At 45.5% G+C, this 22149-nt stretch carries 14 protein-coding genes and 3 rRNA genes; 16 read left to right on the forward strand and 1 reads right to left on the reverse strand.

From position 1 onward, the window contains the following. The first annotated feature begins 87 nt into the window (after positions 1 to 87). From dnaA to gyrB, 6 genes are all read left to right on the forward strand, one after another. A complete protein-coding gene (gene dnaA, locus PODO_RS00005) occupies positions 88 to 1434 on the forward strand; it encodes a chromosomal replication initiator protein DnaA (RefSeq protein WP_036677741.1) in 1347 nt (448 codons plus the stop codon). 197 nt (positions 1435 to 1631) lie between these two features. After that, positions 1632 to 2774, forward strand: coding sequence for a DNA polymerase III subunit beta (gene dnaN, locus PODO_RS00010; protein WP_036677739.1), 1143 nt, complete (start codon positions 1632 to 1634; stop codon positions 2772 to 2774). Between the two features lie 48 nt (positions 2775 to 2822). Continuing rightward, positions 2823 to 3050, forward strand: coding sequence for a S4 domain-containing protein YaaA (gene yaaA / locus PODO_RS00015; RefSeq protein ID WP_036677736.1), 228 nt, complete (start codon positions 2823 to 2825; stop codon positions 3048 to 3050). Between the two features lie 23 nt (positions 3051 to 3073). Next, positions 3074 to 4192 carry a DNA replication/repair protein RecF gene (gene recF / locus PODO_RS00020; RefSeq protein WP_036677733.1) on the forward strand — a complete coding sequence of 373 codons (1119 nt, stop codon included), beginning with the start codon at positions 3074 to 3076 and terminating at the stop codon, positions 4190 to 4192. Between the two features lie 17 nt (positions 4193 to 4209). Continuing rightward, positions 4210 to 4458 (forward strand): extracellular matrix regulator RemB, encoded by a 249-nt coding sequence (remB, locus tag PODO_RS00025; RefSeq protein ID WP_036677731.1) that lies wholly within the window; start codon positions 4210 to 4212, stop codon positions 4456 to 4458. Positions 4459 to 4505: 47 nt separating this feature from the next. Continuing rightward, the gene (gene gyrB / locus PODO_RS00030) at positions 4506 to 6416 is read left to right on the forward strand and encodes a DNA topoisomerase (ATP-hydrolyzing) subunit B (protein ID WP_036677726.1); all 1911 of its coding nucleotides are present in this window, start codon (positions 4506 to 4508) and stop codon (positions 6414 to 6416) included. Positions 6417 to 6496: 80 nt separating this feature from the next. Here the strand turns inward: gyrB and PODO_RS00035 are convergent, their stop codons facing one another. Beyond that, entirely contained in the window at positions 6497 to 7372 is an 876-nt protein-coding gene (locus tag PODO_RS00035; protein WP_052096700.1) for a YheC/YheD family protein, read from the reverse strand. Between the two features lie 356 nt (positions 7373 to 7728). Here PODO_RS00035 and gyrA point away from each other — a divergent pair, with 356 nt between their 5' ends. From gyrA to PODO_RS00085, 10 genes are all read left to right on the forward strand, one after another. Beyond that, positions 7729 to 10293 (forward strand): DNA gyrase subunit A, encoded by a 2565-nt coding sequence (gene gyrA, locus PODO_RS00040; protein ID WP_036677722.1) that lies wholly within the window; start codon positions 7729 to 7731, stop codon positions 10291 to 10293. A 256-nt stretch (positions 10294 to 10549) separates the two neighbouring features. Continuing rightward, positions 10550 to 11647 carry an HD-GYP domain-containing protein gene (locus PODO_RS00045; RefSeq protein WP_038567989.1) on the forward strand — a complete coding sequence of 366 codons (1098 nt, stop codon included), beginning with the start codon at positions 10550 to 10552 and terminating at the stop codon, positions 11645 to 11647. A 380-nt stretch (positions 11648 to 12027) separates the two neighbouring features. After that, positions 12028 to 13585 (forward strand): 16S ribosomal RNA (locus PODO_RS00050). Positions 13586 to 13847: 262 nt separating this feature from the next. Continuing rightward, positions 13848 to 16774 (forward strand): 23S ribosomal RNA (locus PODO_RS00055). 128 nt (positions 16775 to 16902) lie between these two features. Beyond that, positions 16903 to 17019: ribosomal RNA gene (rrf, locus tag PODO_RS00060) — 5S ribosomal RNA — on the forward strand. The 16S, 23S and 5S rRNA genes sit together here, the layout of an rRNA operon. A 154-nt stretch (positions 17020 to 17173) precedes the next feature. Continuing rightward, positions 17174 to 18790 (forward strand): ABC transporter substrate-binding protein, encoded by a 1617-nt coding sequence (locus PODO_RS00065; protein ID WP_036682548.1) that lies wholly within the window; start codon positions 17174 to 17176, stop codon positions 18788 to 18790. Beyond that, positions 18787 to 19776, forward strand: coding sequence for an ABC transporter permease (locus PODO_RS00070; protein WP_063829812.1), 990 nt, complete (start codon positions 18787 to 18789; stop codon positions 19774 to 19776). The genes PODO_RS00065 and PODO_RS00070 overlap by 4 nt, the downstream gene beginning before the upstream one ends. Then, complete coding sequence (locus PODO_RS00075) at positions 19773 to 20639, forward strand: ABC transporter permease (RefSeq protein ID WP_094903843.1); 867 nt, start codon at positions 19773 to 19775, stop codon at positions 20637 to 20639. The genes PODO_RS00070 and PODO_RS00075 overlap by 4 nt, the downstream gene beginning before the upstream one ends. Further along, positions 20639 to 21403: an ABC transporter ATP-binding protein gene (locus PODO_RS00080; protein ID WP_036682551.1), complete on the forward strand. Its 765-nt coding sequence runs from the start codon at positions 20639 to 20641 to the stop codon at positions 21401 to 21403. The genes PODO_RS00075 and PODO_RS00080 overlap by 1 nt, the downstream gene beginning before the upstream one ends. Next, positions 21394 to 22143, forward strand: a complete 750-nt coding sequence (locus tag PODO_RS00085; protein ID WP_036682553.1) for an ABC transporter ATP-binding protein — start codon at positions 21394 to 21396, stop codon at positions 22141 to 22143. Before PODO_RS00080 ends, PODO_RS00085 begins: the two co-directional genes overlap by 10 nt. Positions 22144 to 22149: the final 6 nt, after the last annotated feature.

Genomic DNA, 22149 nt, shown 5'->3' on the forward strand with positions numbered 1-22149 from the left:
GATAAATATCAGCACCAACCTATTTTCTTCGACATTTCCACTTCATGGCTGATGCCACATTTGGAAGATTTAAAGGAGTGACAGTCTGTGGACAGCCATACTTCCGAATTATGGCAGCAAATTTTATCGATTATTCAAACCAAATTAAGCAAGCCGAGCTTTGATACCTGGTTTAAGGCTACTAAAGCGATAACCTTCAACTCCCAGGTTCTCATTATCTCGGCACCTACAACGTTTGCTGTAGAATGGCTGGAAAGTCGTTACACCAAACTGGTAGGAGCAACCGTCTACGAAGTCACAGGGAAACAAGTGGATGTAAAATTCGTGATTGAAGAAAGCAAGCCGCCTGAGCTTGTGGTTCAGCAATCCGCTCCGACTCCCGTAGTATCAAGAGAAGAAGCACAAACGCATCTGCTTAATCCAAAGTACACTTTTGACACCTTTGTAATCGGCTCTGGGAACCGCTTTGCGCATGCAGCCTCACTGGCAGTGGCCGAAGCACCAGCCAAAGCATACAATCCCTTGTTTTTATACGGTGGTGTAGGTCTGGGCAAAACCCATTTGATGCACGCAATTGGGCACTATGTCCTGGAACATAACCCAAATAACAAGGTAATTTACATCTCGTCTGAGAAATTCACGAATGAATTTATCAATTCGATCCGTGATAACCGCGGTGAAAGCTTCCGTAACAAGTATCGTAATGTTGACATTTTGCTTATCGACGACATTCAATTCCTCGCTGGAAAAGAGTCTACACAGGAGGAGTTTTTCCATACTTTCAATGCGCTCCACGAAGAACGCAAGCAAATTATCATCTCCAGCGACCGACCACCAAAGGAAATTCCCACACTGGAAGAACGGCTGCGTTCCCGGTTCGAATGGGGCTTGATTACGGATATTCAACCACCAGATCTGGAGACCCGGATTGCGATTTTACGCAAAAAGGCTAAGGCAGAGAACCTTGATATCCCTAATGAGGCCATGATGTATATTGCCAACCAGATTGACACCAATATTCGTGAGCTTGAGGGTGCATTAATCCGGGTAGTTGCTTATTCTTCGCTTACCAACCAGGATGTTACCACTCATTTGGCAGCTGAAGCGCTCAAGGATATTATTCCTTCCAGTCGTCCCAAGATGATCACCATCGCTGATATTCAGCAAAAAGTCGGAGAATACTACAATTTGCGCCTTGAAGACTTCAAAGCACGCAAAAGAACCAAAGCCGTAGCGTTTCCACGTCAAATCGCAATGTATCTATCCCGTGAACTAACGGATTATTCACTGCCTAAGATTGGTGAGGCTTTCGGAGGACGTGACCATACGACCGTCATTCATGCGCACGATAAAATTACACAGGCATTAAAGGTCGATCAGGAGTTGTACAAAGTGGTAAATAATCTTGCGGAGAAAATTAAAAATCCTTCCTAAGAGGAACAAAGAGCCTATACACAATCTATACACATGTGGGTAGGCTTAATTTTATGCTGTTTGGTGGGGTTATCCACATATTCGTCGCCCCTACTACTAATACTATTAAATAACTATAATAATTCATCATGTAAAGACGCGTAATTAACAGACTCAAATCCATCGAAATTCCCAATTTTTCAGCTAGGAGTGAAATCATGAAAATAAGCATTCTTAAAAATGAGCTCAACGAATCCATTCAACACGTATCCAAAGCTATATCCAGCAGAACAACAATCCCTATTTTGACCGGTATTAAACTGGAAGTTAGCCATCAAGGCGTCACATTAACTGCAAGTGATACCGATATTTCTATTCAATCGTTTATTCCAGCAGAGAATGACAGCCACACCATCGTGAAGATAGATCAGCCAGGAAGTGTTGTTCTTCCCGCTAAATTTTTCGTCGAGATTATTAAGAAGCTGCCCTCCAAAGAAATCCACATGGAAGTAAAAGAAGGATTCCAAACGTACATTTCTTCCGGATCCACTGAGATTCAGATGGTAGGTTTAGACCCTGAAGAATTCCCAGTGTTGCCGAGCATTGAAGAGAATGACACGATCTCTCTACCAGGTGATTTGCTGAAAAATATGATTAAACAAACAGCCTTTTCTATTTCTACCCAAGAGACAACTCCGATATTAACGGGTATACTATGGAATCTGAGCGACAATGAGTTTAAGTTTACAGCGACTGACCGTCACCGCTTGGCAACAAGAGCTGCTAAACTTGAAGGCACGGAAAATGTCAATTTCGGAAATATTGTTATTGCCGGTAAAACCCTTAATGAGCTCAGCAAAATTATCCCTGACCAAAATATGCTGGTTGATATTGTCGTTGCGGATAATCAAGTTCTCTTCAAAATCGACAAAGTACTGTTTTATTCACGGATCCTTGATGGGATTTATCCTGATACTTCTAGAATTATTCCAACAACCTACAAAACAGAACTAACTTTAGATACAAAAAAATTAAGCGAATCGATTGATCGTGCTTATTTGCTGTCCCGGGAAGAGAAAACAAATATTGTTCGTATGCAGACGCTTGATCAAGGCGGTATTGAAATTTCTTCAAGCTCATCAGAGCTGGGTAAAGTTCGTGAGGAACTTGAAGTCATTGATTTCAAAGGTGAACCTCTCAAAATATCTTTCAACTCGAAATATATGCTTGATGTATTAAAGGTCATAGAGAGTGAGCAGCTCGTTATTGCATTTACAGGGATGATGAGTCCGATCATTTTGAAACCACTTGACCAAACCAATAGCTTGTATATTATTTTGCCTTACCGTACAACAAATTAATGCCAACATTCATGAACATGTGGATAAGTGGCTGAAAGGATAAAAACCATGAAAAAAATACTTATCCACAGTGGATACATTAAGCTGGACCAATTTCTGAAACTCGCAGATTGTGTATCCACAGGTGGAATGGCCAAAGCGTTATTGCAGGAAGGTCACGTTCTGGTCAACGGAGAGGTAGAGGAACGGCGCGGCAGAAAACTTTATCCGGGTGACAAAATCGAAGTGCAGGATAACGGGACCTTTGAGGTTGAAGGCGGAGGAGTAAAAGAGTAGTACGCTAGGGGAGGAACCATTTCGTGTTTGTTAAAAATATCGGTCTGCAGCATTATCGGAATTACGGGCTGCTGCGTCTGGAGAGCCTGGGCGATGTGAATCTGATTCTGGGTCAGAACGCCCAAGGCAAAACAAACCTCATGGAGGCATTGTTCGTCCTGGCGATGACCAAAAGCCACCGTACCTCTAAGGACCGCGAACTTATCTCCTTCGATGCCCCCGGAGATGCAGCTCAGATCGTTGCCGAGGTAGAACGAAAGTATGGCGATCTCAAGCTGGAGCTCACCCTATCTGCCAAAGGTAAAAAAGCCAAGATCAATGGCTTGGAGCAGCGGCGCCTTAGTGAGTTTGTTGGATCTCTGAATGTGGTCATGTTTGCACCGGAAGATTTAGAGATTGTAAAAGGGACCCCTGGTATCAGACGGCGTTTTCTTGATATGGAGATCGGCCAAGTCCAGCCTAGTTATCTATTTCACCTACAGCAGTATCAAAAAATTCTCTTGCAAAGAGGTAATCTCTTAAAGCAATTATGGGGAAAAGAGGCTGCAGGGAAAGAGCTTTTGGAAATCTGGGATGCTCAACTTGTAGAGCATGGTGTTAAAATCGTCAAAAAAAGGAAACAATTCATAAAGAAGCTGCAAATATGGGCTGAAAGCATTCACCGGGGGATTACGAACGGCGGAGAAGAACTGAAATTGCTCTATGTCCCCTCTTTCGGCGATCGGGATGAGGAAGATGAAGCTGTCTTATTAGACAATTTTATGTTAAAGTTATCACAAACGAGAGAACAAGAAATCAGGCGCGGCATGACGCTGACGGGTCCCCATCGGGATGACCTGTCCTTTTTTATCAACGGAAGGGAAGCTCAGGTCTACGGTTCTCAAGGACAGCAGCGTACCACGGCTTTATCGCTTAAGCTGGCGGAAATCGAGCTGATCCATGAAGAAATCGGAGAATATCCTGTGCTGCTTCTTGATGATGTTTTATCCGAGCTTGATCCTTACCGCCAGACCCAGCTTATTGAAACCTTTCAAAGCAAGGTACAGACATTCATTACCGCTACCGGAATTGAGGGTCTGAATGCCGATAAATTAAAGGGCGCCAGCCTATTTCATGTTCATGATGGAAAAGTTGAGTTATAAAAGAGCGGAGGACGATCATGTATATTCATTTGGGCGGGGAGAAGATCATTAGGTCTTCGGAGTTAATTGCTATATTTGATATTTCGATTGAGAAATCTTCCAAGGTATCTAAGCAATTCGTTATTCACTCTGAGCAGGATAAGAAGCTTGAGCGGATTGGCGAAGAGGAAGCAAAATCTATTGTCGTAACTAAAAATATCGTGTATTACTCCCCAATTTCCTCCTCCACTCTTAAAAAAAGAGCCAAAATTTTGCTCGAAATATAACTTGCATTTGGTAACAAAGAGATAATCAGAAAGAAGTAGGTGAAGGCATGTCAATGAATCAACCGACATATGATGAGAGCCAGATTCAGGTACTGGAAGGGCTGGAAGCGGTTCGGAAACGTCCGGGCATGTATATTGGTTCGACTAGTTCTAAAGGTCTCCATCACTTGGTATGGGAGGTCGTCGATAATAGTATCGATGAGGCACTCGCAGGTTATTGTGACCGGATTCAAGTGATTATACATGAGGATAACGCGATCACTGTTATCGATAATGGACGTGGCATACCTGTAGGTGAGAATGTAAAGCTTAAGAAGTCGACGCTTGAAGTCGTAATGACCGTGCTGCATGCAGGCGGTAAATTCGGCGGTGGCGGATATAAAGTTTCCGGTGGTTTGCATGGTGTGGGTATCTCTGTAGTAAATGCCTTGTCTGAAAAGGTCCTTGTTAAGGTCAAACGTGACGGTCATATCTACCAACAGGAATATAGACGCGGTGCACCGCAGTATGATATCAAAATTGTTGGCGATTCAGATGAGACAGGAACGACTACAACCTTTCATCCGGATCCTGAAATATTTACGGAAACCACAGTTTTTGAATATTCGACACTGCTTACTCGTATTCGGGAGCTAGCTTTTCTTAACAAAGGAATCGAGCTTTCGCTTCATGATGAGCGGACGGATGTCACCAACGTGTTCAAATACGAGGGTGGTATCGTTGAATATGTGAAATATTTGAATGAGAAAAAAGAAGCACTACATGAGGATCCGATCTACGTGGAAGGCTCACGCGATATGATCCAAGTTGAAGTGGCTCTCCAATATAACGATTCGTATACTGAGAACATCTACTCTTTTGCGAATAATATTAATACGCATGAGGGCGGAACGCATGAATCCGGCTTTAAAAGTGCGCTGACCCGTATCATCAACGATTATGCTCGTAAAGCGGGAGTACTGAAGGATAGCAATTCGAATCTGACTGGTGATGACGTGCGTGAAGGATTGACAGCCATTATTTCTGTCAAAATTCCAGATCCACAATTCGAAGGTCAAACGAAAACTAAGCTCGGAAATAGTGAAGTGCGGGGTATCGTAGAATCACTGTTCGGAGAGAAATTACAAGAGTTCCTGGAAGAAAATCCAGCAGTATCACGTCGCGTTCTTGAGAAATCACTTTCCGCTTCACGCGCACGAGAAGCTGCCCGTAAGGCACGTGAGTTAACCCGTCGGAAGAGTGCGCTTGAAGTCAGTGCTCTGCCTGGTAAACTCGCCGACTGTTCATCCAAGGATGCCTCGATCAGCGAACTATACATCGTCGAAGGTGACTCAGCGGGTGGATCGGCTAAGCAAGGCCGGGATCGCCATTTCCAAGCGATTCTACCGTTGCGTGGTAAGATCCTAAACGTTGAAAAAGCTCGGCTTGACCGTATTTTATCTAACGCCGAGATTCGCGCCATCATTACGGCTTTGGGCACAGGGATCAGCGATGACTTTGACTTATCGAAGGCTCGCTACCATAAAGTCGTTATTATGACCGATGCCGACGTCGATGGAGCCCATATTAGAACGCTATTACTAACGTTCTTCTATCGTTACATGCGGAAGCTAGTAGACGCGGGTTATATCTATATTGCACAGCCTCCTCTCTTTAAGATTGAGCGCAATAAGGTTATCCGCTACGCAGGCAGCGAGAAGGAACGTGATGATATTATCGCTTCTTTTGGAGAAAATGCGAAGGTTAACGTCCAACGTTACAAAGGTTTGGGAGAGATGAATGCAACCCAACTTTGGGACACAACGATGGACCCAGAGACCCGTATGATGCTCCAGGTTACGATTGAAGATGCGATGCTGGCAGATAGTATTTTTGATACACTTATGGGTGACAATGTTGAACCAAGACGTGACTTTATCCATGAGCATGCCAAGAACGTTAGATACCTTGATGTGTAAGAAAAATATTTAATACAACCTCCGGCTTCTATTCCTAACGGAATGAGAACGCTGGAGGTTCTTTGATTTCAAGCTTCTTTTTAGGCTCTTGTAGATTGTTTATTGCGGGTCGAATAAGGGGATTTTCTTGCTTTTACACGTCCATAGGCTACGGCATAGCGATGTATTTTACGATAGATTGATTTATCAGGAAATAATTTGAATACAGCAATGGACGGAAGAGTGTTGACTTCCAGCAGCCACATATCCAGATGTTGATCCATGGCAATATCCAGACCAATCTCTTTGATTCCTGGATAGGCAGATTGAAGCTGTGTCGCAATTTGTATACCCAAAGCTTTTAAGTGATTGATCGTAACTAGGACTTGGGAGGGCGGCATATAGTTTTTTAGTAGAGTACTTACGGAAAGGATACTGCCTCCACTGTGATAATTGGTGACGATTTTTTGAGGGGCAGCTACTCTTCCAAGCATTCCTGTTGTTTCCCATACTCCTGATGGAGTCTTTTGGGTAAGAACCCGAAGATCAAAAGGGCGGTCTTGATGACGCAGAAGGTCAATCCCTTTTTGAATCAAATAGGTTCGATTCTGAATTCGTTTCTGTAAGTTCTCATACAGCTCTTCTGGTGAGAAAAACACTTCCGCAGTCTTCCCATATCTTAAAATATACAAGATCTGTTCTTCGGGCTCTTCTTTATTAACGTTATCGAGGTCGGTACCGTGTTCAGCTTTCTGTTTGCTAGTGCTAAGAGTTACAGTACGCTGCTCAGCTCTCATTACACCGATACCATAACTTCCCCGATCAGGCTTAATATAGACCATTGTATATAACGCAAGCATTTCCTTAAGAGCATTGACATCGAATTTACGGGTATCAGGCACATATTGCAATAGAGAGTGATTTTGAAGGATGACTTTCGTTTTAGCCCATTTGCTTGGGACGCGTTGAATCTTCATTATCTTCCTCCTTATGAGTTTTGTGCAGGAATAGGTCCTTTGGGTTCCTTGTTGTAAAAAATGCAGTGGCAGCATAATCTTTGACAGCTGAAAATCAGGACAAGCTACCTAAACAATGGTATAATATAAGGATATGGGGTTATGCCTTATCGAACGATATTAGGATAATAAAACCGTGTTTCTTGTCTTTACAGTCTATGTAGTAAAGATATTTGCGGAAAGGGCAAATACCCTGATAAGCGCAAAAAGAAATCAATATTAGAAGATAAAAGGCTATCATGTTTAATTGTGCTACTTTTGTGAAAGTAATATAATTAAGGGTAGCGGTTTTTTAACTGAAGGAGGTCCAGCAACTCATGGCTGAACAAAATAACCCACAAGTCAAAGATCGGGACATTGGCGTGGAAATGCGTGAATCCTTTATGGATTATGCAATGAGCATCATTGTTAGCCGGGCTTTGCCAGATGTGCGGGACGGACTCAAGCCGGTTCACCGACGCATTTTGTTTGCGATGTCGGAGCTTGGAATGTCTGCGGATAAGCCTCATAAGAAATCTGCAAGAATCGTTGGTGAGGTTATCGGTAAGTACCACCCTCACGGTGACTCAGCTGTCTATGAAACAATGGTACGGATGGCTCAGGATTTCTCGATGCGCTATATGCTTGTAGACGGTCACGGGAACTTTGGTTCGATTGATGGTGATATGGCCGCGGCGATGCGGTACACAGAAGCCCGTCTTTCCAAGATTGCAGGCGAAATGCTTCGTGATTTGAACAAAGAGACAGTTGACTTCGCACCCAACTATGATGGTGAAGAGAATGAGCCGGTTGTATTGCCAGCCCGTTATCCGAATCTGCTCGTAAATGGGGTATCTGGTATTGCTGTAGGTATGGCTACTAATATTCCACCGCATAACCTTGGTGAAGTTATCGATGGTGTGCAGGCGATGATTAAGAATCCTGATATCACGCCAATGGAATTGATGGAGTTTATCCAAGGTCCGGATTTCCCTACGGCTGGATATATTTTGGGTCGTGAGGGCATTCGTCAGGCTTATCGTACGGGTCGTGGTTCAGTAACCATGCGTGCGAAGGCAACGATCGAAGAGAACAACGGCAAGGCTCGCATCATTGTGCATGAGCTTCCATACCAGGTTAACAAAGCAAGATTGGTTGAAAAAATCGCAGAATTAGTACGTGAGAAACGGATCGAAGGTATAACGGATCTTCGAGATGAGTCCGACCGTAATGGTATGCGTGTAGTTGTTGAGATGAGACGCGATGTTAATCCAAATGTAGTATTAAACAATCTATATAAACATACTTCTATGCAATCCACATTTGGGATCAACATGCTTGCCATCGTAAATAACGAGCCGAAAATTCTTAATCTGCGTGATGTACTTTATCATTATTTGCAGCACCAGATTGAAGTTATTCGTCGTCGTACTATATTTGATCTTAAAAAAGCTGAAGCACGCGCTCATATCTTAGAAGGTCTGCGCATTGCGCTTGATCATCTGGATGAAGTGATTGCGTTAATCCGTGCTTCGCGGACAACTGATATAGCCCGCGAAGGATTAATGAGCACCTTTAGCCTCAGTTTAGAGCAGGCTCAGGCTATCCTCGATATGCGGATGCAACGTCTGACCGGTCTGGAACGGGAAAAGATCGAGAACGAATATAACGAATTGATCGTTAAAATTGCAGAGTACCGTGAAATTCTGGCTAACGAGCATCTTGTACTGGAAATCATCAGCAACGAGCTGCAGGATATCCGTGATAGATATTCTGATGAACGCCGGACAGAGATTACGGTTGGTGAAGAAAGTATCCTGGATGAAGACCTTATTCCACGTGAAGAGGTTGTTATCACTATTACACATACAGGATATATCAAACGTCTACCTGTCAGCACCTACCGCAGTCAGAAGCGTGGTGGTCGCGGAGTCATGGGGATGGACACCAAGGACCAGGATTTTGTGGAGCATCTCTTCGTGAGTAACTCTCATAACTATCTGATGTTCTTTACCGATAAGGGTAAAGTATACCGGATTAAAGCTTATGAGATCCCAGAATTGGGCCGTACAGCCCGGGGGACACCAATCATCAACCTGATTCAAATCGAACAAGGTGAGAAGATTAGTGCGGTAATCCAAGTGGAAGATGGCGATAGCGACAAATATTTGTTCTTTGCTACCCGCGAGGGTATCGTGAAGAAGACGCCTCTTGGGGATTATAACAACATCCGTAAAGGCGGTCTTATTGCTATTAATCTTCGTGAAGAAGATTCCCTGATCGAGGTTAAGCTGACTGATGGACAGCAAAATCTCATTATCGGTACAGCTCGCGGAATGTCGATTACGTTCTCAGAGAATGATGTGCGTTCTATGGGACGTAGCGCGACTGGCGTTAAGGGCATTACGCTTGACGGTAATGACCATGTCATTGGTATGGACTGTGTCGATAAAGAGCTTGAGGTTCTGATTGTTACTACCAAGGGTTATGGTAAACGGACACCAGCCGGTGATTATCGTTCCCAGACTCGTGGTGGTAAAGGGATCAAGACCATTAATCTCACAGATAAGAATGGTCCTGTAGTGGGTCTTAAGGTCGTTAAGAAGGATGAAGACTTAATGATCATTACGACTAGCGGTACCCTGATTCGTACCAGCATGGATGGAATCTCTACTATGGGCCGTTATGCTCAAGGGGTTAAGCTGATTAACATCCGTGAGGATGACGCAGTAGCTACCCTGTGTAGAGCTGACAAGAATGAAGAGGATGAATCTGAGGAAGTGGAAGGTCTGGAAGGCTTGGAAGGGCAAGAAGGCCTGGATGGGCAAGATACAGTCGAGGAATCTGGCGATATTGATCAGCCTGAGATCCTGACTGAGGACGAAGACACTGACTTAGAATAGGTTGAATTCAAAAAAGAGCAAGGGCTTCTATTCCAGAAGTTCTTGCTCTTTTTGCTGCTTTTTGAATGACCGATGCTTCATAAAATAAAATAAATATTTTGAAAGAATAGTTTTCACTGCACTAGTGTCTTCCATTTTTCCGTACTATAATTAGCCAATAGAATCCTATAAAGTACTAATTTCTCAGAAATTATCTGTCTTATCAATGTGAGGTAATGCTGGGTGTACGGCTTATAGAAATTAAGGGGCTGAGTATATGCCAAATATATTGGTTGGAGAAGTTAAAGCAGGCTCAAAGATAATAAAGGATGTAATTACACCTTTAGGGGGGACTTTATTCACTAAGGGAAAAATATTGCTCCCTCGTGATCTAGATATTTTACAGGCTTTTTTGATTGGGCAAGTGGAAATCGAAGGTGACCAAGGTGAGGCGAGTTCGGATGGAGCCAAAACAACAGCTAAGCAAGCTTCCCCTAAAGCTGGAGCCATTATCAACGAATCGATGTTGGCCAAGACTAATTCTCCTCTACATGATGAATACGATAAACTGCTCACTCTTATTAAGAACAGCTATCGATCGGTAACGGCAGCTTCACTTCCTATTTTTGAGCTGCGCAGTCAGTTAGAGACACTAATAGGTTATTTGAAGGATTATCATGTCTTGAAGTTTACACCGCGCACTTTAAAATATGAGGATTACAACTATCACAATGCTGTGTTGTCCGCGTTGACCTCCTATAAAATCGCTCAGTGGTGTGGGTACCCACAAAAGGATTGGATGCAGATTGCTTTTGCAGGATTATTACATGATATCGGCAATGCAAAAGTAGACAGCTCACTTTTACAGAAACCGGAGTCGCTTAACAATAGTGAAATAGAAGAGGTTCGCCGACACACTACATATGGTTATCAATTATTACGCAATGTTACAGCGATTAATGAAGGGGTAAGACTTGCCGCCTTGCAGCATCATGAGAAGGTTGATGGCTCTGGTTATCCATTGAAGCTGGATGGCAGTCAGATTCATTTCTACGCTAAAGTAGTCGCAGTAGCAGATATATTCCATGCTATGACCTTAGAAAGAGCCTACAGAAGAGCACAGTCTCCTTATTTGGTACTAGAGCAGATTCTGACAGAAAGCTTCGGTAAGCTTGACCCAGTGATTGTGCAGACGTTTATACAGAAGAGCACTGATCTCTTTAATGGCACTAGAATCAAATTAAGTGATGGCCGTCATGGGGAGATTATCTTCACTGATCGCGCAAACCCTACACGTCCGATGGTTAAAATTGAAGATACGATAGTTAACTTGATGTTGGAACGTGAATTGTATATTCAAGAGATCATTGCTTAGGGTGTAGTTACAAGGGAATAAGGCTGTGCTAGCCATTATATATCGCAGTATTGAGGCTTATGGCAGCACAGTCTCTCATTTATCTATTATATTTCAAAAAAAGACTTGCAATGAATCTCTATACATGATATATTCTAAGTCCGGCCAAGAAATACACATGCCGAGTTCGAAAAAGAAGTTGAAAAAAGAGCTTGACATTAAATAGCCGAACATGATATAGTATAAGAGTTGCTGCTGAGACATTAAACAGCGCCAACGAGAACTTGATCTTTGAAAACTGAACAACGAGTGAGTGGGAAATCACGTAAGTGATATCCAAAATTAGAGAATTAATTTTCTCGTCAGATGTTTCAAAATGAGCATATCGCTCTTTTCAATACTAATTGGAGAGTTTGATCCTGGCTCAGGACGAACGCTGGCGGCGTGCCTAATACATGCAAGTCGAGCGGAGTCATTTTGAAAGCTTGCTTTCGAAATGACTTAGCGGCGGACGGGTGAGTAACACGTAGGCAACCTGCCCTTCAGACTGGGATAACTACCGGAAACGGTAGCTAATACCGGATAATTTCTTTTTTCTCCTGAGAGAAGAATGAAAGACGGAGCAATCTGTCACTGAGGGATGGGCCTGCGGCGCATTAGCTAGTTGGTGGGGTAACGGCCCACCAAGGCGACGATGCGTAGCCGACCTGAGAGGGTGAACGGCCACACTGGGACTGAGACACGGCCCAGACTCCTACGGGAGGCAGCAGTAGGGAATCTTCCGCAATGGGCGAAAGCCTGACGGAGCAACGCCGCGTGAGTGATGAAGGTTTTCGGATCGTAAAGCTCTGTTGCCAGGGAAGAACGTCCGGTAGAGTAACTGCTATCGGAGTGACGGTACCTGAGAAGAAAGCCCCGGCTAACTACGTGCCAGCAGCCGCGGTAATACGTAGGGGGCAAGCGTTGTCCGGAATTATTGGGCGTAAAGCGCGCGCAGGCGGCTATTTAAGTCTGGTGTTTAAACCTTGGGCTCAACCTGAGGTCGCACTGGAAACTGGGTGGCTTGAGTACAGAAGAGGAAAGTGGAATTCCACGTGTAGCGGTGAAATGCGTAGATATGTGGAGGAACACCAGTGGCGAAGGCGACTTTCTGGGCTGTAACTGACGCTGAGGCGCGAAAGCGTGGGGAGCAAACAGGATTAGATACCCTGGTAGTCCACGCCGTAAACGATGAGTGCTAGGTGTTAGGGGTTTCGATACCCTTGGTGCCGAAGTTAACACAGTAAGCACTCCGCCTGGGGAGTACGGTCGCAAGACTGAAACTCAAAGGAATTGACGGGGACCCGCACAAGCAGTGGAGTATGTGGTTTAATTCGAAGCAACGCGAAGAACCTTACCAGGTCTTGACATCCCTCTGAATCTGCTAGAGATAGCAGCGGCCTTCGGGACAGAGGAGACAGGTGGTGCATGGTTGTCGTCAGCTCGTGTCGTGAGATGTTGGGTTAAGTCCCGCAACGAGCGCAACCCTTAACTTTAGTTGCCAGCAGGTAATGCTGGGCACTCTAGAGTGACTGCCGGTGACAAACCGGAGGAAGGTGGGGATGACGTCAAATCATCATGCCCCTTATGACCTGGGCTACACACGTACTACAATGGCCGGTACAACGGGAAGCGAAGCCGCGAGGTGGAGCCAATCCCATCAAAGCCGGTCTCAGTTCGGATTGCAGGCTGCAACTCGCCTGCATGAAGTCGGAATTGCTAGTAATCGCGGATCAGCATGCCGCGGTGAATACGTTCCCGGGTCTTGTACACACCGCCCGTCACACCACGAGAGTTTACAACACCCGAAGTCGGTGGGGTAACCCGCAAGGGAGCCAGCCGCCGAAGGTGGGGTAGATGATTGGGGTGAAGTCGTAACAAGGTAGCCGTATCGGAAGGTGCGGCTGGATCACCTCCTTTCTATGGAGAATCGTTCTCTGCAATGAGGACATTCAAATCGGAAGCTCAGCTTCCAAAACTCAGGTTTAGGCCTGTTACTCACTCGTTGCTCAGTTTTGAGAGTTTAAGCTCTCAAGTAAGACTTGATCCTTGAAAACTGGATACCGAAACGAATTTGCGTTTTAGAACATCTTTTAGCAACTTGTGCAAACAAGTAAATGTTATTAGTGAGATGATTCCAAAGAGAATATCATCGTATGATATTTTCCTACGGAAGAATCAAGGTTAAGCTAATAAGAGCACACGGAGGATGCCTAGGCGCCAGGAGCCGACGAAGGACGTGGCGAACAACGAAACTGCCTCGGGGAGCTGTAAGCAAGCTTTGATCCGGGGGTGTCCGAATGGGGAAACCCAGCTGTGGTAATTCGCAGTTACTCATTTCTGAATACATAGGAAATGTAGAGGCAGACCAGGGGAACTGAAACATCTAAGTACCCTGAGGAAGAGAAAACAATAGTGATTCCGTCAGTAGCGGCGAGCGAACGCGGAACAGCCTAAACCTAAGAGCTTGCTCTTAGGGGTTGTGGGACGTCTCACATGGAGTTACAAAGGAATATGGTAGGTGAAGAGGTCTGGAAAGGCCCGCGATAGAGGTAAAAGCCCTGTAACCTAAACTGTGTTCTCTCCGAGACGGATCCCGAGTAGTGCGGGGCACGTGAAACCCCGTATGAATCCAGCAGGACCATCTGCTAAGGCTAAATACTACCTGGCGACCGATAGTGAAACAGTACCGTGAGGGAAAGGTGAAAAGCACCCCGGAAGGGGAGTGAAATAGAACCTGAAACCGTGTGCTTACAAAAAGTCAGAGCCCGATCTATGGGTGATGGCGTGCCTTTTGTAGAATGAACCGGCGAGTTACGTTTAACATGCAAGGTTAAGCCGAGAAGGTGGAGCCGCAGCGAAAGCGAGTCTGAATAGGGCGAATGAGTATGTGGACGTAGACCCGAAACCGTGTGATCTACCCCTGTCCAGGGTGAAGGTGCGGTAACACGCACTGGAGGCCCGAACCCACGTACGTTGAAAAGTGCGGGGATGAGGTGGGGGTAGCGGAGAAATTCCAATCGAACTCGGAGATAGCTGGTTCTCCCCGAAATAGCTTTAGGGCTAGCCTCGGTATAAGAGTAGTGGAGGTAGAGCACTGATTGGGTGCGGGGTCCGCAAGGATTACCAAGCTCAGTCAAACTCCGAATGCCATATACTTATTGCCGGGAGTCAGACAGTGAGTGCTAAGATCCATTGTCAAAAGGGAAACAGCCCAGACCATCAGCTAAGGTCCCCAAGTGTGTGTTAAGTGGGAAAGGATGTGGAGTTGCACAGACAACCAGGATGTTGGCTTAGAAGCAGCCACCATTGAAAGAGTGCGTAATAGCTCACTGGTCGAGTGACTCTGCGCCGAAAATGTAACGGGGCTAAACACACCACCGAAGCTATGGCTAGATACGTATGTATCTGGGGTAGGGGAGCGTTGTGTAGGGGTTGAAGGTGTACTGAAAAGAGCGCTGGACACTACACAAGTGAGAATGCCGGTATGAGTAACGAAAAGATCAGTGAGAATCTGATCCGCCGAAAGCCCAAGGTTTCCTGAGGAAGGCTCGTCCGCTCAGGGTAAGTCGGGACCTAAGGCGAGGCCGAAAGGCGTAGTCGAAGGACAACAGTTTGAAATTACTGTACCACCGTAATCCGCTATGAGCGATGGGGTGACGCAGGAGGGTAGTGACGCGGACTGATGGATGTCCGTCTAAGCAGTGAGGCTGATGTGTAGGCAAATCCGCACATCGATAAGGCTGGGCTGTGATGGGGAGCGAAAATTATAGTAGCGAAGGTCATGATCTCACACTGCCAAGAAAAGCCTCTAGCCAGGAGAAGGTGCCCGTACCGCAAACCGACACAGGTAGGCGAGAAGAGAATTCTAAGGCGCGCGGAAGAACTCTCGTTAAGGAACTCGGCAAAATGACCCCGTAACTTCGGGAGAAGGGGTGCCCCGGTAGTGTGAATAGCACGAGGGGGCCGCAGTGAAAAGGCCCAAGCGACTGTTTAGCAAAAACACAGGTCTGTGCGAAGCCGCAAGGCGAAGTATACGGGCTGACGCCTGCCCGGTGCTGGAAGGTTAAGGGGAGTGGTTAGGGGTAACCCGAAGCTATGAACCGAAGCCCCAGTAAACGGCGGCCGTAACTATAACGGTCCTAAGGTAGCGAAATTCCTTGTCAGGTAAATTCTGACCCGCACGAATGGCGTAACGACTTGGGCGCTGTCTCAACGAGAGATCCGGTGAAATTTTAATACCTGTGAAGATGCAGGTTACCCGCGACAAGACGGAAAGACCCCATGGAGCTTTACTGCAGCTTGATATTGAATTTGGGTACGATCTGTACAGGATAGGTGGGAGCCGTAGAAATCGGAGCGCAAGCTTCGGTGGAGGCGCCGTTGGGATACCACCCTGATCGTATCTAGGTTCTAACCTAGTACCCTTACCGGGTACGGGGACCGTGTCAGGCGGGCAGTTTGACTGGGGCGGTCGCCTCCTAAAGAGTAACGGAGGCGTTCCAAGGTTCCCTCAGAATGGTTGGAAATCATTCGCAGAGTGCAAAGGCATAAGGGAGCTTGACTGCGAGACCTACAAGTCGAGCAGGGACGAAAGTCGGACTTAGTGATCCGGTGGTACCGCATGGAAGGGCCATCGCTCAACGGATAAAAGCTACCCTGGGGATAACAGGCTTATCTCCCCCAAGAGTCCACATCGACGGGGAGGTTTGGCACCTCGATGTCGGCTCATCGCATCCTGGGGCTGAAGTAGGTCCCAAGGGTTGGGCTGTTCGCCCATTAAAGCGGTACGCGAGCTGGGTTCAGAACGTCGTGAGACAGTTCGGTCCCTATCTGTCGTGGGCGCAGGAAATTTGAGAGGAGCTGTCCTTAGTACGAGAGGACCGGGATGGACGTACCGCTGGTGCACCAGTTGTTCCGCCAGGAGCATGGCTGGGTAGCTACGTACGGACGGGATAAGCGCTGAAAGCATCTAAGCGTGAAGCCCCCCTCAAGATGAGATTTCCCAATTAGTAAGACCCCTTGAAGACGACGAGGTAGATAGGTTGGAGGTGGAAGTGCAGCAATGCATGGAGCTGACCAATACTAATCGGTCGAGGGCTTATCCTATACTTAGAATGCAGATTCGTTTCGGATTCAGTTTTCAGGCATCAAGCCTGTAACACGCTTAGAAATTCATTGTCACTTCTGGTGATGAACCGAATTTCACGCGGCAGCGTCTGTTTCACAGACGCATGTTTGGTGGCGATAGCGGAGGGGTTCCACGCGTACCCATCCCGAACACGACCGTTAAGCCCTCCAGCGCCGATGGTACTTGGACCGAAGGGTCCTGGGAGAGTAGGACGTTGCCAAGCACACAAGACCACTGTTGAGTAATCGACAGTGGTCTTTTTGTTATGTATATTTACTTAAGGATTGTTGCAAATTAAATTATGTTTGACAGACTACAGTGTTTAACCCATAATACAATTCATACTAAACATATAAGAATTATAGGGGGAGCGAATTATGTCATACTTTAGTGTATCTATTAAGAAACCGATTCTGTTGGGGGCAATAGCAGTTTTGCTATTGATGTTAATTGCAGGGTGCTCGGGGTCTAATAATAAGGCTGATTCAAATAAAGAGGCACAGGAAAGTGCGAGTCCGGCAACTCAAAGTCCTCAAACTGCAGAACCTGCAACGGGAGGGACTTTCGTCTATGGACGACCTGCTTCTGTAACTTCGCTGGATTTGCATAATCAGATTACGTCCAACAATGCTTTTGCAATCGACAAAGTCTTTGAATCATTAGTCGCTTTTGACAGCGAAGGTGAAATTGTAGATTGGCTTGCTAAGTCACATAATATCAGTGAAGATGGTCTGACGTATACATTCGAGCTTCGTGATGGTTTGAAGTTTTCAAATGGTACGGATGTGACTGCAGAAGATGCTGTTTTCTCTCTTGAGCGGCACTTGAAGGTAGGCGGCCCGCTGGCAATATCTGCAAAGGTGGACACAATCAAAGCGCAAGATAACAAAACGCTTGTTATTACACTTAAAGAGCCTTATACACCATTTATCTCGGAGCTATCTAATTTCTCAAATGGTATCCTTCCTAACAATTTCGGTGGAGTATCCGAAGAAGAATTCTTCAAGAAACCAATCGGTACGGGACCTTTTGTTGTTGAAACATGGGACACTGCAGGTGATCTGACCTTCACTAAGAATACATTCTACTGGCAAGAAGGTAAACCCTATATTGATAAGCTTGTTTATAAGCTGATTGAAGATGACAGCCAAGCGATTAACCAGCTGAAGGCTGGAGAAGTTAATGCTATTGAATCTTTGGCTCTGCAAAATGCCAATGAGATTAAAGATGGGGCTGACACTAAAGTAGTTACTAACGGTAGTTGGGTGACAGAGCAATTGTTCTTTAATACGTTGGATGAACATTTTTCTGATGTGCATGTCCGTCGCGCTCTGGCGCTGGCGCTTGATCGTGAGGGCTTGACCAAGGCGCTAACCTTTGGTTATGCACAAACAGCAAACTCATTGCTGCCAACAACGATTCCTTATAACGCAAATGATACAATCAAAGCACTGAACTTTAATATCGAAGCAGCCAAGGAGGAGCTTGCAAAATCTGCCTTCCCTAATGGCTTCACTACCAAATTACTTGTAGCATCCGGTAATAGCACAAGAGCTCAAGAGGCACAAATTATTCAGGCAGCGGGTCAAACGATCGGGATTAAGATTGAGATTGAATCGATTGAACTTGCCACTTTCCGTGAACGTTTCTTCGCATATGATTTTGCGGCAATGCTGAACAGCGGTCAGGCGGATTCCCCTGAAGCGAACTCAATTATTGCTTTCCAAACTGATCCGGAAGGCTTCAGCAAATCATATTGGACGCATTATACAAATAATGAAGTTACGAAGCTTCTATATGAGGGACAAAAAACTGCGGATGGCGATGAACGTGCACAAATCTATACTAAGCTGCTGCAGACCCTTGCTGATGAAGTTCCGTATATTCCGCTTTACTATCCAGATGTTTTAAAAGGTATTCGTTCTTCAGTTGACGGTCTCGTTGTTCTACCGAACGGCAGTGCCCGTTTCGAAGATGTCCGCATCAGCCAATGATGAATCTTAAGCAGGCGTTAAATCAACCGAAAGGAAGCAAGGGTTCTTATAACTGGCTTGTGATATCTCTTATAAAAGCATTGGCAGTGATCTTCTGTGTAATGATAGCAGTCTTTTTCATCATTCGAATCGTGCCGGGAGATCCAGCAAAAATGATTTTGGGAGAATACAGCACCCCTGAGGCGCTCAAGAGTATGCATCATACTCTTGGGCTGGACCTCCCTTTATGGGAGCAATTCATCCGATTTGTGAAGACGCTGTTTACTCGAGGAGATACTGGAAACTCCATTATTATGGGGACATCAACAAGAGAGTTGATTACACAACGGGCCCCTGTTACTTTGCTGCTCATCGTGATGGCTTGTGTGTTGGCGATTTTTGTATCTCTTCTGCTCGCTACGGTAGCCGCTACGCATAAGGATAAACTGCTGGACCATTTGATACGTATTTTTCCTACAATTACTCTAGGTATGCCAATCTTCTGGGTTGGCTTACTTTTAATTTTGCTCTTTAGTGTCCGGCTTGGCTGGTTCCCTGTTGGGGGAGTAAGTGAAGGGTGGGTCGGAACCTTGCATAGTCTTGCACTTCCAGCAATCACTGTTGCTTTTTCACAGGTTCCTACGCTTGTTCGTTCATTAAGAGCGCAGATGCTTGAAGTGTTAGAATCGGATTTTGTAGTCACCCTTAAGGCTGCGGGCATACCAAACAGGGTTATTTTATTTAAACATGTGCTGCGCAACTCTGCTCTTCCTACGCTAATGCTGCTGGGTGTGAATATTTCTTATTTAATCGGAGGCACCTTGGTCGTTGAGCAGGTATTTGGAATTAAGGGAATTGGCAGCTTATTGTTCACTTCAATTTCGAAACGGGACTTTCCGGTTATTCAAGGAATAGCACTTTACTGTGCGCTATCTGTTGTGATCATCAGTCTCTTGATTGAAATCATTTCCTGGTGGCTTGATCCCAGAACGAAAGGAAAACAATGAAAACTATAAGACTAGACTCGCGATTGTATGAAGACGGTAAGATAACAAGCGGCTTAAAGCGAATATGGAATACCCCTTCACTTCTAGTGGGAATTATTATGTTTGCAGCTCTTATTCTCTTGACTGTGTTTATACCTTATATAAGTCCTTATGACCCTTCTGAGCAAAATTTGAGTGCCTTTTTACAGCCTCCGTCAGGCGAACATTGGTTGGGAACTGATCAATTAGGGCGTGATCTGTTTACCAGACTGATTTATGCAGCGAGGACTGATTTGAAAATCATGGTCTTGGCAGAAATCATTCCCTTTTGCACAGGTGTATTTCTAGGAATGCTGGCAGGATATTACGGCAAATGGATCGATACAGTTATTACGCTGTTGTCAGATACATTCATCGCCTTTCCTTTTTATCTGATCGTTATTATCGTTGCTTTTGCTAGTGGAGCAGGAGAACGGGGCATTTATATTACTTTTATCTTTGTAGGATGGATTGTCTTTGCCCGTGTCGTCAGAGGTCTTAGTGCTTCTTTTCGCAATCAGGAATGGGTGGCATCCGCTCAAACCTTAGGGCTACCTGGAGTGAAAATTATTTTACGTCATCTCCTGCCTAATGTACTACCGCAAGCCGTGGTCGTCCTTATGACAGATATGATTGGATTGCTTGTTGCCATTGTTACGCTCGGGTATCTTGGTATCGGCATTACACCGCCAACTCCTGACTGGGGGACAATGATTTCAGATGGGCAGCCCTTCATCACTACAGCTTGGTGGCTCTCGGCCGTGCCGGGATTTGCAGTGGTGTATACGGGGATAGCTTTGTCGCTCCTAGGTGATGGTTTGGCAGACATATGGAGGAAAAAATAATGTCTATACAACCCATTTTAGAAATAGAGGCGCTATCGCTGGCAGCTAAGTCAAATGACAGATTGGTCAATAATGTTAGTTTTTCGCTGGGTAAAGGGGAGAGTCTGGGATTAGTAGGTGAATCGGGATCAGGAAAATCGCTTACGCTGCGTGCAATTTTAGGCTTGCTTCCAAATGGTGTTGAACAGACTGGTGGCACCATTAAAAGTGACGTAAGCAGTGCGATGGTCTTTCAAGATCCAAGAGGAGCGCTTGATCCGCTCTGTACGGTTGTCAAACAACTGGCTGAAGTTGTGTATTACAGACAGAGAGTAAGCCGTAAGACCTCGCGGGTAATTGCACTGGAACTGCTCGAAAGGCTTGGTCTCCCCGATTCATTGAAGAAAAAGGACCGGTATCCGAGTCAGCTGTCAGGCGGTCAGTGTCAACGGGTAGTCATCGCTCTGGCACTGGCGTGCAAGCCAGGCATACTTCTCTGTGATGAACCGACAACGGCGCTGGACGTCACGGTTCAACGGCAAATTATTGAGACGATCACGAGCCTCCAGCATGAGCTCAGTTTTGCCATGGTATTTGTTACGCATAACCTAGCGATTGCAGCAAACTTGTGTTCACGGCTATGTGTAATGAAACAGGGACAGATTGTTGAGCAGGGCAATACCCTTGATATTTTGCAAAATCCAAAAGACCCTTACACACAGATGCTGATTGATTCGGTGCTTCCTTTACCAGAGCTTGAAGGGAGTAGAGACTCATGGAATTAGCCTTGCAAATAAAAGATTTAACTGTTCATTATGGCGGCTTTACTGCACTGGATCGTATCAATCTGAATCTTGAGCAACACACCACCCTTGGGCTTGTTGGAGAATCGGGATCAGGGAAATCTACGCTGGCGCGAGTAATTGCTGGACTGATTGCCCCAAATGAGGGGCAGATTCTGTTAGGTATCCAAGAATTAAAAAAGAAAAGAAGCCGTGAGCAGCACAAAACAATCCAGATGATATTCCAAAATCCAGATGCTTCGCTAAATCCTAAACATTCGATTAGGCAAATTCTTTCCGAGCCCTTATTGTTTCATAAAATAGTGGGGCGTACAGGTGTTGAACAAAGATGCAAAGAGCTTTTGAATCAAGTTCATTTAGAACAGAAGGCCTTAGACAAATTCCCACATGAATTTTCCGGCGGCCAGCGTCAACGGATAGCGATCGCTCGTGCATTAAGTGTTGAGCCAAGCATCCTGATCGCGGATGAACCTACAAGTGCGTTGGATGTATCTGTGCAGCTTAGTGTGCTCGAACTGTTTAATACGCTGAAGGCTGAGCTTAATCTCACCATGCTTTTTATTTCTCATGATCTAGGTGTAATCAATGCAATTAGTGATACGGTAGCAGTTATGCGGCAAGGAAAGCTCGTGGAGCAGAGTCCGCGGGACCAATTCTTCATCCGTCCTAAACATGAATACAGTTATGAGCTGTTGTCAGCGGTTCCGAAAATGCCAAAATAAAGTACA

The sequence above is a fragment of the Paenibacillus odorifer genome, assembly GCF_000758725.1.
Taxonomy (GTDB): Bacteria; Bacillota; Bacilli; order Paenibacillales; family Paenibacillaceae; genus Paenibacillus_AQ; species Paenibacillus_AQ odorifer.

Coding starts and splice junctions, on each gene's coding strand:
- dnaN (WP_036677739.1), top strand. CDS start 1,632: ATGAAAATAAGCATTCTTAAAAATGAGCTCAACGAATCCATTCAACAC.
- yaaA (WP_036677736.1), top strand. CDS start 2,823: ATGAAAAAAATACTTATCCACAGTGGATACATTAAGCTGGACCAATTT.
- remB (WP_036677731.1), top strand. CDS start 4,210: ATGTATATTCATTTGGGCGGGGAGAAGATCATTAGGTCTTCGGAGTTA.
- gyrB (WP_036677726.1), top strand. CDS start 4,506: ATGTCAATGAATCAACCGACATATGATGAGAGCCAGATTCAGGTACTG.
- PODO_RS00035 (WP_052096700.1), bottom strand. CDS start 7,372: ATGAAGATTCAACGCGTCCCAAGCAAATGGGCTAAAACGAAAGTCATC.
- gyrA (WP_036677722.1), top strand. CDS start 7,729: ATGGCTGAACAAAATAACCCACAAGTCAAAGATCGGGACATTGGCGTG.
- PODO_RS00045 (WP_038567989.1), top strand. CDS start 10,550: ATGCCAAATATATTGGTTGGAGAAGTTAAAGCAGGCTCAAAGATAATA.
- PODO_RS00065 (WP_036682548.1), top strand. CDS start 17,174: ATGTCATACTTTAGTGTATCTATTAAGAAACCGATTCTGTTGGGGGCA.
- PODO_RS00070 (WP_063829812.1), top strand. CDS start 18,787: ATGATGAATCTTAAGCAGGCGTTAAATCAACCGAAAGGAAGCAAGGGT.
- PODO_RS00075 (WP_094903843.1), top strand. CDS start 19,773: ATGAAAACTATAAGACTAGACTCGCGATTGTATGAAGACGGTAAGATA.
- PODO_RS00080 (WP_036682551.1), top strand. CDS start 20,639: ATGTCTATACAACCCATTTTAGAAATAGAGGCGCTATCGCTGGCAGCT.
- PODO_RS00085 (WP_036682553.1), top strand. CDS start 21,394: ATGGAATTAGCCTTGCAAATAAAAGATTTAACTGTTCATTATGGCGGC.